The organism is Allobosea sp. TAB14 (assembly GCF_052113865.1).
Classification (GTDB): Bacteria; Pseudomonadota; Alphaproteobacteria; order Rhizobiales; family Beijerinckiaceae; genus Allobosea; species Allobosea spartocytisi.
Genome location: NZ_JBFRDQ010000043.1, coordinates 60,147 through 71,190, shown reverse-complemented (window position 1 = coordinate 71,190; position 11,044 = coordinate 60,147). Strand labels below are relative to the sequence as shown.

Genomic DNA, 11,044 nt, shown 5'->3' with positions numbered 1-11,044 from the left:
GCGCCGCGGCGCTGCGCAAGGCCGCCGACATCATGGAGGCCCGCCGCGGGCTCCTGATCGCATTGCTGCAAGGCGAAGCCGGCAAAACCATCGACGACGCCATTTCCGAGGTGCGCGAGGCCGTCGATTTCTGCCGCTACTATGCGGCGCAGGCCGAGGAGCATTTCGCCACGCCGACCGCGCTTCCCGGCCCGACCGGCGAGGAGAAYCGGCTCGTCCTGCGCGGGCGCGGCGCCTTCGTCTGCATCGCGCCCTGGAACTTCCCGCTCGCGATCTTCGCCGGCCAGGTCGTGGCCGCGCTCGTCGCCGGCAACAGCGTCGTCGCCAAGCCCGCCCCGCAGACGCCCTTGATCGCGGCCGTGGCGATCAGGATGCTGCACGAGGCCGGCGTGCCCGTCAGCGCGCTGCATCTCGTGCCGGGCGGGACCGAGGCCGGCGCGGCCCTGGTCGCGCACAAGGACGTGGCCGGCGTCGCCTTCACCGGCTCGACCGCGACCGCGCGCGGCATCAACCGGGCGCTCGCCGCCAAGGACGGCCCCATCGTGCCGCTGATCGCCGAGACCGGCGGCCTCAACGCCATGATCGTCGATGCCACCGCCCTGCCCGAGCAGGTCAGCGACGATGTCGTGATGTCGGCCTTCCGCTCGGCCGGGCAGCGCTGCTCGGCGCTGCGCCTGCTCGTGGTGCAGGACGACGTCGCCGACAAGATGATCGAGATGATCGAAGGCGCGACGAAGGAGCTGAAGCTCGGCGATCCCCGCAAGCTCGACATCCATATCGGCCCGGTCATCGACGCCGCCGCCAGGCAGCGCCTCGATGCCCATCTCGCCGCGATGCGCCAGCAGGGTCGCGTCGCCTGGGCCGGGCAGGTGCCCGAGCTCGGCGGCACCTATGTCGCGCCGCATATCGTCAGGCTCGACCGGGTCGGCGACCTCACCGCCGAGCATTTCGGCCCGATCCTGCATGTCGTGCGCTGGAAGGCGGGCGAGCTCGACAAGGTCATCGCCGAGATCGACGCGACCGGCTACGGCCTGACGCTGGGCGTCCACTCGCGCATCGAGACGACGGTCGAGCGCGTCGTCGAGCGGCTCTCTGCCGGCAATATCTACGTCAACCGCAACATCATCGGCGCGGTCGTCGGCGTGCAGCCCTTCGGCGGCCATGGCCTGTCCGGCACCGGCCCCAAGGCCGGCGGCCCGCACTATCTGATGCGCTTCGCCACCGAGCAGACCGTGACGATCAACACGGCCGCCGCCGGCGGGAATGCCAGCCTGATCGCGATGGGGGAGTGAGTAGGCGCCTACCGCGCCGTCATGCTCGGGCTTGACCCGGGCATCTCATGCCGAGAACACTGGTTTCCGAGATGGCCGGGTCAAGCCCGACCATGACGAGCCAAGGCGAATGACGGACGCAGCCCTCCCCTACCGCCCCAATGTCGGCATCGCCCTGTTCAACGCCGAAGGGCTGGTCTTCACCGGGAAGGCCCACAGCGCCGGCCCCGAGATCGTCCTGCCCGGCCGGGACTGGCAGATGCCGCAGGGCGGCATCGATCCCGACGAGGAGATCGTCGCGGCCGCCCGGCGCGAGCTGGCGGAGGAAACCGGCATCGCCGGCGCGGAACTCTTGGCAGCGACGGAGGAGTGGTGGAGCTACGACTTCCCGCCCTATGACGGGCCGCCGCACAAGCTGGCGGCCTTTCGCGGCCAGCGCCAGCGCTGGGTCGCCTTCCGCTTCACGGGCGACGAGCGCGAGATCGACATCGGCAAGCCCAACGGCGACGAGCCGCCGGAGTTCGGCGCCTGGCGCTGGCGCCCGCTCGCGGAAATGCCGGAGCTCGTCGTGCCGTTCAAGCGAGCGGTCTATGAACGTGTGGCCGCCGCTTTCGCCGCCTTCGCCGTGCCCATGGTTTCCCGGGGAGAAGCGAGATGAGCCTCGTCGAACTCGACCACTGCGTCATCCATGTCTCCGACTGGGAGCGCTCGAATGCCTTCTATCGCGACGTGATCGGCGCCGAGATCGTGCCGAACGGCGACGGCTTCGCCTATCGCATCGGCCGCGCCCAGCTCAATTGCCACGGCCCCGGGCTGAAGCCCACGCCCGTCGCGAGGCTGCCCGTCCCGCCCGGCGGCAGCGATCTCTGCTTCGCCTGGCCGGGACCGATCGCGGAAGCGATCGCCCATCTCGAACGGCAGGAGGTCGCGATCGAGCTCGGGCCTGTCCAGCGCTTCGGCCGTGGCGGCCGCGGCACCAGCGTCTATTTCCGCGACCCGGACGGTTCGCTGCTCGAATTCATCAGCTACGCATGAAAAAGGCCGCTCGCGCGGCCTTTTCTGTTCCGGATATGGGAGCTGGGCTCAGGCCGCCTTGCGCTGCTCGAAGACGTGCTTGAACTCGCGCAGCTGCACCAGCGTGTCGTGCAGGCGCTTCTTCTCGTCGTCGTTGTGCGAGCCGGAGAGGCGGGTCTCGGCAGTCAGGATCTCGGCGTCGAGAACGGCGGTGTCGACGTCCTCGATGAAGCGGCCCTGCTCGGCCAGGATCGTCGTCGAGGCCTGGTTGACCTCGACGAGGCCGCCATTGACGAAGAACTCCTTGCCGTTGCTCTCCGTCGTCTGGACGAAGACGATGCCGGCCTTGATCACGGCAACCAGCGGCGCATGGCCGGCCAGCACGGTCATTTCGCCCTCGACCGAAGGAACGATGACGCTGACGACATCGCCCGAGAACAGGATGCGCTCCGGCGAGACGAGTTCGAACTTGAAGGTGGCCATCGTTTCATTCTCCCCGGTTCGTCATGACCGGGCTTGACCCGGTCATCTCGGAAACCAGCGTGTTCTGGTCATGAGATCCCCGGGGCAAGCCCGGGGATGACGCGTGCGGAATGCCTTACGCCGCCTCGGCGGCCAGGCGCTGCGCCTTCTCGACGGCTTCCTCGATCGAGCCGACCATGTAGAAAGCCGCCTCCGGCAGGTGATCGTACTTGCCCTCGACCAGGCCCTTGAAGCCCTTGATCGTGTCCTCGAGCGAGACGAGCTTGCCCGGCGAGCCGGTGAAGACTTCCGCGACGTGGAAGGGCTGCGACAGGAAGCGCTCGATCTTGCGGGCGCGCGCCACGGTCATCTTGTCGTCTTCCGAGAGCTCGTCCATGCCCAGGATCGCGATGATGTCCTGCAGCGCCTTGTAGCGCTGGAGCACCTGCTGGACCTGGCGGGCGACGCCGTAGTGCTCCTCACCGACGATGTCGGCCGAGAGCATGCGCGAGGTCGAGTCGAGCGGGTCGACCGCCGGATAGATGCCCTTTTCCGCGATCGAGCGCGAGAGCACGGTCGTGGCATCGAGGTGGGCGAAGGAGGTGGCCGGCGCCGGGTCGGTCAGGTCGTCCGCCGGCACGTAGATCGCCTGCACCGAGGTGATCGAGCCCTTGGTCGTGGTGGTGATGCGCTCCTGCAGGTTGCCCATGTCGGTGGCGAGCGTCGGCTGATAGCCCACCGCCGAAGGGATGCGGCCGAGCAGCGCCGACACTTCCGAACCCGCCTGCGTGAAGCGGAAGATGTTGTCGACGAAGAAGAGCACGTCCTGGCCCTTGTCGCGGAAGTCCTCGGCGACGGTCAGGCCGGCGAGAGCGACGCGCATGCGGGCGCCCGGGGGCTCGTTCATCTGGCCGTAAACGAGGGCGCATTTGGAGCCAGCGGTCGAGCCACCGTTCTCCTTCGGGTCCTTGTTGACGTTGGACTCGATCATCTCGTGATAGAGGTCGTTGCCTTCACGGGTGCGCTCGCCGACGCCGGCGAACACCGAGTAGCCGCCATGGGCCTTCGCGACGTTGTTGATCAGCTCCATGATCAGCACGGTCTTGCCGACGCCGGCGCCGCCGAACAGGCCGATCTTGCCGCCCTTGGCGTAGGGAGCCAGYAGGTCGACGACCTTGATGCCGGTGACGAGGATCTGCGCCTCGGTCGACTGCTCCGAATAGGCCGGAGCCGGCTGATGGATGCCGCGGGTGGCAGTGGTCAGGATCGGGCCGGCTTCGTCGACCGGCTCGCCGATGACGTTCATGATGCGGCCGAGGCACTCCTCGCCGACCGGCACGGCGATCGGGGCGCCGGTGTCGGTGACCGACTGGCCGCGAACCAGACCTTCGGTCGAGTCCATCGCGATGGTGCGAACCGTGTTCTCGCCGAGATGCTGGGCGACCTCGAGGACGAGGCGGTTGCCGAGGTTGTCGGTCTCGAGCGCGTTCAGGATCTCCGGCAGGGCGCCGTCGAACTGCACGTCGACGACGGCRCCGATGACCTGGGCAACGCGGCCGGTGCCGGTGTTGGCGGGCTTGTCGTCAGCGGACTTCGTCTTGGTGGTCTTGGTAGCGGCTTTGGCCATGGTGGAACCTCGGGACTAGCGCATTCGGATGTTTCGGCTGCCGGCGGAAAGCGCCGCCGGCGGAAGGCTGGGCGGTTAGAGCGCTTCCGCGCCGGAGATGATCTCGATCAGTTCCTTCGTGATCATCGCCTGGCGCGAGCGGTTGTAGAGCTGCGTCTGYTTCTTGATCATCTCGCCGGCGTTGCGCGTGGCGGAATCCATCGCGGACATGCGCGCGCCCTGCTCGGAGGCGGCGTTCTCGAGCAGCCCGCGCAGGATCTGAACGGTCAGATTGCGCGGCAGCAGCGCCTCGAGAATCTCGCCTTCGTCCGGCTCGTAGTCGTAGACGGCGTCGGTCTGCTTCGTCCCTTCCGGAATCTCGGCCGGGATGATGCGCTGCGCTGYCGGGATCTGCGCGATCACCGACTTGAACTTCGAGAAGAACAGCGTCGCGACGTCGAACTCGCCGGCGGCGAAGCGGGCGAGCAGGTTCTGGGCGATCGCCTCGGCATTGACGTAGCCGACCTGCTTGAACTCGCGCAGGTCGATGAACTCGATGATCTCGTCGGCGAACTGGCGCCGCAGGATGTCGTAGCCCTTCTTGCCGACGCAGATGATCTTGACCGTCTTGCCTTCGGCCTTGAGCGCATTCGCCTTGTCACGCGCCAGTCGCGCGATCGAGGAGTTGAAGGCGCCGCACAGGCCGCGCTCGGCGGTCAGCACCAGCAGCAGATGCACCTTGTCCGAGCCCGTGCCGGCGATCAGGCGCGGCGCGCTCGAACCGGACACGCCGGAAGCGAGGTTCGACAGCACCGTCTCCATGCGCTCGGCATAGGGGCGCGCGGCCTCGGCAGCCATCTGCGCCCGGCGCAGCTTCGCAGCCGCGACCATCTGCATGGCCTTGGTGATTTTCTGCGTCGCCTTCACCGAGGCGATGCGGTTGCGTAGGTCCTTGAGGGACGGCATCCGATCTTGATCCCCTACCCGTCAGCCACGGAAAGCGCGGCAACGAAGCATTTCAGAGAAGCGGTGCGGCGAAGCTCCTGGCTCCGCCGCACCGAAGGTGATGATCAGGCGAAGGACTTCGCGAAGCCCGCGACGATGTCCTTGAGCTTGGCGGCGTTGGCGTCCGACAGATCCTTGCTCGTGCCGATCTCGGCGAGGAGGTCGGCATGCTTGCCGCGGACCAGCGCCAGCAGCCCGTCCTCGAAGGAGCGGACCTTGTTGACCGGCATCGCGTCGAGATAGCCGTTCACGCCGGCATAGATCACGACGACCTGCTCTTCCATCTTCAGCGGCGAGAACTGCGGCTGCTTCAGCAGCTCGGTCAGGCGGGCGCCGCGGTTGAGCAGGCGCTGCGTCACCGCGTCGAGATCCGAGCCGAACTGGGCGAAGGCGGCCATCTCGCGATACTGGGCGAGCTCGCCCTTGATCTTGCCGGCGACCTTCTTGGTGGCCTTGGTCTGCGCCGAGGAGCCGACGCGCGACACCGAGAGGCCGACGTTCACGGCCGGGCGGATGCCCTGGTAGAACAGGTCCGTCTCCAGGAAGATCTGGCCGTCGGTGATCGAGATCACGTTGGTCGGGATGTAGGCGGAGACGTCGTTCGCCTGGGTCTCGATGACCGGCAGCGCCGTCAGCGAGCCGAGGCCGGCGGCCTCGCCCATCTTCGCCGCGCGCTCGAGCAGGCGGGAGTGGAGATAGAACACGTCGCCCGGATAGGCTTCGCGGCCCGGCGGGCGACGCAGCAGCAGCGACATCTGGCGGTAGGCGACGGCCTGCTTGGAGAGGTCGTCATAGATGATGACGGCATGCATGCCGTTGTCGCGGAAGAACTCGCCCATCGAGCAGCCGGCGAAGGGCGCCAGGAACTGCATCGGGGCCGGGTCCGAGGCGGTGGCGGCCACGACGATGGAGTACTCCATCGCGCCACGCTCCTCGAGCACCTTCACGAGCTGGGCGACGGTCGAGCGCTTCTGGCCGACGGCGACGTAGACGCAGTAGAGCTTCTGGCTCTCGGGGGCGCCTTCGACGTTCAGCGGACGCTGGTTCAGGATCGTGTCGAGCGCGATCGCGGTCTTGCCGGTCTGGCGGTCGCCGATGATGAGCTCGCGCTGGCCGCGGCCGATCGGGATCAGGGCATCGACCGCCTTGAGGCCGGTCGCCATCGGCTCATGCACCGACTTGCGCGGGATGATGCCGGGCGCCTTGACGTCGACACGGCGACGCTCCTTGGCCTTGATCGGGCCCTTGCCGTCGATCGGGTTGCCGAGCGCGTCGACGACGCGGCCGAGCAGCTCCTTGCCGACGGGAACGTCGACGATGGCGCCGGTGCGCTTGACGGTCTGGCCTTCCTTGATCTCGCGGTCGGAACCGAAGATCACGACGCCGACATTGTCGCTCTCGAGGTTGAGCGCCATGCCGCGCACGCCGGACTCGAACTCGACCATCTCGCCGGCCTGAACCTTGTCGAGGCCGTAGACGCGGGCGATGCCGTCACCGACGGAGAGAACCTGGCCGACTTCGGTCACCGAAGCTTCCGAGCCGAAATTCGAGATCTGAGCCTTCAGGATGGCGGAGATTTCAGCGGGGCGGATGTCCATCAGCCGACCTCTTTCATGGCAAGACGAATTGAATTGAGCTTGGTTTTCAGCGAGGCGTCGACCATGCGGGAGCCCATCTTGACGACGAGCCCGCCGATCAGCGCCGGATCGACCTTGATCGAGACGTCGACATCCTTGCCGGCGACGCCCTTCAGCGCCGCGCGGATCTCGTCGACGCGCTTGGCCGTGGGCTGCTCGGCGACCGTCACCTCGGCGGAGACGATGCCCTTGGCCTCGGCGACCAGGCGCTTGTAGCCGGCGATCATGCCCGGCAGCGCGAAGAGGCGGCGCTTGCTGGCGACCAGCCCGATGAAATTGGCGGCGATGCCGGTGATGCCGGCGTTCTCGAGCACGGCCTTGATCGCTGCGACCTGCTCCTCGGCGGTGAAGGCCGGGCTCTCGATCAGGCGGGTGAGATCGGCGCTCTCGGAGAGCAGGCCGTTGAAGGCGTCCAGAGCGGCGGCGACGGTGTCGATCGCGCCCGTCTCCTCAGCCAGCTCGAACAAAGCGGTGGCATAGCGCTGCGCTACGCCCGACACCAGTGTCCCCTGCGATCCGCCTTCTGCCACGCTTCCCGTCTCTCGTTTCAAGGGCTTGCACCGGCGACCTTCCGGGGAAGGTGGAGTGCATCGTCCCGACGCTGCGAGTATCACAGGCGCAAAGCCAGCGACACGGCTTCGCGACCAAAATGTGGCGGTGCACTAGCATGTGGTTCCGGGGCACGCAATCGCTAGTTCGACCATGGAAGTGGCGATTGGGCCACGGCTTTCAGCAATTTTACAGGAAGCTCTGCGGATCGACATCGACCGCGACCCGGACCGACCCCTTGGGTTTGGGCCCGCGCTTCAGCCAGGCGCGCAGATAGTCCTGCAGGTTGACCTCGCGGGTCGTCCTGACGATCAGACGCATGCGATGGCGCCCGCGCAGCACCGCCAGAGGCGCTTCCGCCGGCCCCAGCACCGCGATTCCGTCGCCGGCCTCGGCGCAGCGCGCCAGCGCGCGGGCATGGCTTTCGGCCTCGGCCTGACCGTTCGCGGAGACGATCAGCGCCGCCAGCCGGCCGAAGGGCGGCAGCCCCGCAGCCTCCCGCGACGCCTCCTCTGCGGCATAAAACCGCTCCGGGTCGCCCGAGACCAGCGCCTTGAGCACGGGATGCTCCGGGTCATGCGTCTGAAGCAAGGCGCGGCCGGGTTTCTCGCCCCGTCCTGCGCGGCCCGTGACCTGCCGCAGCGCCTGAAAGGTCCGCTCGGCCGCGCGCGGGTCGCCCGAGGTCAGGCCGAGATCGGCATCGACGACGCCGACCAGCGTCATGCCGGGGAAATTATGGCCCTTGGCGACGAGCTGCGTGCCGATGACGATGTCGAACTCACCCTCGGCCACCGCCATCAATTCCGTCTTCAGGCGTTCCGTCCCTCCGGGAAAATCGCTCGAGAGCACGATCGAGCGTGCCTGTGGAAAAAGCGTCGCGACCTCCTCGGCCAGCCGCTCGACGCCCGGCCCGCAGGCCATCAGGCTCTCGGGCTTGTGGCAGGCCGGGCATTCCTGCGGCCGGCGCTCGACATGGCCGCAATGATGGCAGACCAGCGCCCGCCGGAACCGATGATCGACCAGCCAGGCCGTGCAGTTCGGGCACTGGAAGCGGTGACCGCAATCGCGACAGAGCGTCAGCGGCGCATAGCCGCGCCGGTTCAGGAAGAGCAGCGACTGCTCCTTGGCCTCGATATTGGTCTCGATCGCCTTGACCAGCGCGCCGGAGAGCCAGCGCCCGCGCTCCGGCTTGTCCCGTCGCAGATCGACGAGGCCGAGCGTCGGCAATTCGCGCCCGCCGAAGCGCTCCGGCAGCTTGAGATGGGTGTAGCGGCCGCGCTCGGCATTGACGCGGGTTTCCAGCGAGGGCGTCGCGGAAGCCAGCACGACCGGCGCGTTCTCGATGCGCCCGCGCACCACAGCCATGTCGCGAGCATGGTAGGAGACGCCGTCCTCCTGCTTGTAGGCGGATTCATGCTCCTCATCGACGACGATGAGGCCGAGATCCTTGTAGGGCAGGAACAGCGCCGAGCGGGCGCCGGCCACCACCTTCGCCTCGCCGCTCGCGATCGCCGCCTGCAGCCGCTCGCGTTTTCGGCCAGTTACAGCCGAGTGCCAGAGCCCCGGCCTGACCCCGAAGCGGGCCTCGAAGCGGTCGATGAACTGCGCGGTCAGCGCGATCTCCGGCATCAGGATCAGGCTCTGCCGGCCCTGCCGGATCGCCTCCGCCACCGCCTCGAAATAGACCTCGGTCTTGCCCGAGCCGGTGACGCCTTCGAGCAGCGCGACGCTGAACGCCCTCGCCTGCACGGCAGCCACCAGCGCCTGTGCCACTTCGCCCTGCCCCTCCGACAATTCCGGGACGGCATGGTCGGGATCGGGCAGCGCCGCGATGGCTTCGCGCGGCATCGGCTCGACGATGAAGGTGCCGGCATCGACGAGGGAATCGATCACGGCAGCGCTGACCGAGGCCGCCTCGGCCAGCGCCGATTTCGCGATCAGCAGGCCACCCTCGGCCGCGGCGATGGCACGAGCGCGGGCCGGCGTCATCCGGCCGGGCGGCGGCCCGGCGAGCCTGACGCCGAGCTTCGGTCGCTCGGGCGTGTCGTCCGGCTGCCGGCGCAGCGCCAATGCGAGCACCGAGCCTTTCGGCGCGAGCGTGTACCAGGCGACCCAGTCGACGAGCTTCCTGAGCGCCGGATCAAGCGGCGGCATGTCGTATTTGCCGGTGACCTTCTTGAGGTTGCCGCCGCGCCCGGCCCCGACGGCCCAGACCACGCCGACGGTCTCGCGCGGCCCCAGCGGCACCTGCACGACATCGCCGGGCGCAAGCGCGAGCCCCGGCGGCACGGCATAGCTATAGGCCTGGTCGAGCCCGAGCGGGATCAGCACGTCGACCGTGCCGCCTTCGATCATGTCCGCCGTCTCGTCCATCCTGCCAGTGTCTAGCACCGATTCGGCTGCTGTTAAGGCAGGAGCGTCATGCTTCCGCGATGACCGATTTCGACTCCTTCCGGCAGGACTGGCTGACCCATCTTTCGGCCGAGCGGCGCCTCTCGCCGAAGACACTGGAAGCCTATGGCCGCGATCTCGGCCAGTTCACCGCTTTTCTCACCGGGCATCTCGGCGGAGCGCCCTCGCTCGCCGATATCGCCGCGCTGAAGCCCGCCGACCTGCGCGCCTTTCTCGGTCAACGCCGGCGCGAGGGCGTCGGCAACCGCACGCTGATGCGCCAGCTCGCGGCTTTGCGTTCCTTCGCCCGCTTCGGCGAGCGCAGCGGCAAGCTTACCGCCGCGGCCTTCGCCGCGACGCGCGGGCCCCGCCTCGGCAAATCGCTGCCGCGCCCGCTCGAACCCGCCTCCGCGCGCGCCGTCACCCAGGCCGACACCCGCGCCGGCGAGGAGCGCGAGCAATGGATCCTGGCCCGCGACGCCGCCGTGCTCGGCCTGCTCTATGGCAGCGGCCTGCGCATCTCGGAGGCGCTCTCGCTCGCCCGTGCCCAGGCGCCGCAAAGCGCCGGCGAGACGCTGACCGTGATCGGCAAGGGCTCGAAGACGCGGATGGTGCCGGTGCTGCCGGTGGTGGTGGCCGCCATCGCGGAATATCTCAAGCTCTGCCCCTGGCGCCTGCCGCCGGAAGGTCCGCTCTTCGTCGGCGCCAAGGGCGGGCCGCTATCGCCCCGCATCATCCAGCTCGCGGTCGAGGGGCTGCGCGGCGCGCTCGGCCTGCCCTCATCCGCGACGCCGCACTCGCTCCGCCACTCCTTCGCGACGCATCTGCTCGGGCGCGGCGGCGATCTGCGCGCCATCCAGGAACTGCTCGGCCACGCCTCGCTCTCGACCACGCAGATCTACACCCGCGTCGATTCCGCCCGGCTGATGGCGGCCTATGACGCCGCCCATCCGCGGGCGGGGCGCTGACATCGGACCGRAAAGTGGAAWCCSSTTTTCGGACGAATCCGATGCAAGAGGAAAACGGAACGCCATCTTGCCCGCCAGGGCGCATGGCGATCCGACATCTTGCTGCCGCAACGGAAAGCCTTAAACAGCGGCCATAGTGGC

Annotated in this window: 10 protein-coding genes; 4 read left to right on the top strand and 6 right to left on the bottom strand. The window is 68.3% G+C overall.

Annotation, left to right across the window (positions count from 1 at the left end; all coding sequences use genetic code 11):
• The 3 genes from AB4Y99_RS08960 to AB4Y99_RS08950 all read left to right on the top strand — a co-directional run.
• Positions 1-1,292, top strand: a 1,292-nt coding sequence (locus AB4Y99_RS08960) for an L-glutamate gamma-semialdehyde dehydrogenase (RefSeq protein WP_441523068.1), incomplete at its 5' end; no start/stop codon positions are given.
• A gap of 109 nt (positions 1,293-1,401) precedes the next feature.
• Positions 1,402-1,929: an RNA pyrophosphohydrolase gene (locus AB4Y99_RS08955; protein WP_441523067.1), complete on the top strand. Its 528-nt coding sequence runs from the start codon at positions 1,402-1,404 to the stop codon at positions 1,927-1,929.
• Positions 1,926-2,306, top strand: coding sequence for a VOC family protein (locus AB4Y99_RS08950; RefSeq protein WP_441523066.1), 381 nt, complete (start codon positions 1,926-1,928; stop codon positions 2,304-2,306). Before AB4Y99_RS08955 ends, AB4Y99_RS08950 begins: the two co-directional genes overlap by 4 nt.
• A gap of 48 nt (positions 2,307-2,354) precedes the next feature.
• Here the strand turns inward: AB4Y99_RS08950 and AB4Y99_RS08945 are convergent, their stop codons facing one another.
• From AB4Y99_RS08945 to AB4Y99_RS08920, 6 genes are all read right to left on the bottom strand, one after another.
• Positions 2,355-2,768, bottom strand: coding sequence for a F0F1 ATP synthase subunit epsilon (locus AB4Y99_RS08945; protein WP_112764375.1), 414 nt, complete (start codon positions 2,766-2,768; stop codon positions 2,355-2,357).
• A 115-nt stretch (positions 2,769-2,883) separates the two neighbouring features.
• Positions 2,884-4,374 (bottom strand): F0F1 ATP synthase subunit beta, encoded by a 1,491-nt coding sequence (gene atpD / locus AB4Y99_RS08940; protein ID WP_038363157.1) that lies wholly within the window; start codon positions 4,372-4,374, stop codon positions 2,884-2,886.
• A gap of 75 nt (positions 4,375-4,449) precedes the next feature.
• Positions 4,450-5,319 carry a F0F1 ATP synthase subunit gamma gene (locus tag AB4Y99_RS08935; protein ID WP_441523065.1) on the bottom strand — a complete coding sequence of 290 codons (870 nt, stop codon included), beginning with the start codon at positions 5,317-5,319 and terminating at the stop codon, positions 4,450-4,452.
• Between the two features lie 104 nt (positions 5,320-5,423).
• Positions 5,424-6,956: a F0F1 ATP synthase subunit alpha gene (atpA, locus tag AB4Y99_RS08930; protein WP_038363155.1), complete on the bottom strand. Its 1,533-nt coding sequence runs from the start codon at positions 6,954-6,956 to the stop codon at positions 5,424-5,426.
• On the bottom strand, positions 6,956-7,525 hold the full coding sequence (locus AB4Y99_RS08925; protein WP_441523064.1) for a F0F1 ATP synthase subunit delta: 570 nt from the start codon (positions 7,523-7,525) through the stop codon (positions 6,956-6,958). Before AB4Y99_RS08925 ends, atpA begins: the two co-directional genes overlap by 1 nt.
• 208 nt (positions 7,526-7,733) lie before the next feature.
• Positions 7,734-9,917 (bottom strand): primosomal protein N', encoded by a 2,184-nt coding sequence (locus AB4Y99_RS08920; protein ID WP_441523063.1) that lies wholly within the window; start codon positions 9,915-9,917, stop codon positions 7,734-7,736.
• 59 nt (positions 9,918-9,976) lie between these two features.
• Between AB4Y99_RS08920 and AB4Y99_RS08915 the strand changes: the two genes are divergently transcribed.
• Positions 9,977-10,903, top strand: a complete 927-nt coding sequence (locus AB4Y99_RS08915) for a tyrosine recombinase XerC (protein WP_441523062.1) — start codon at positions 9,977-9,979, stop codon at positions 10,901-10,903.
• The last annotated feature ends 141 nt before the right edge of the window (positions 10,904-11,044 follow it).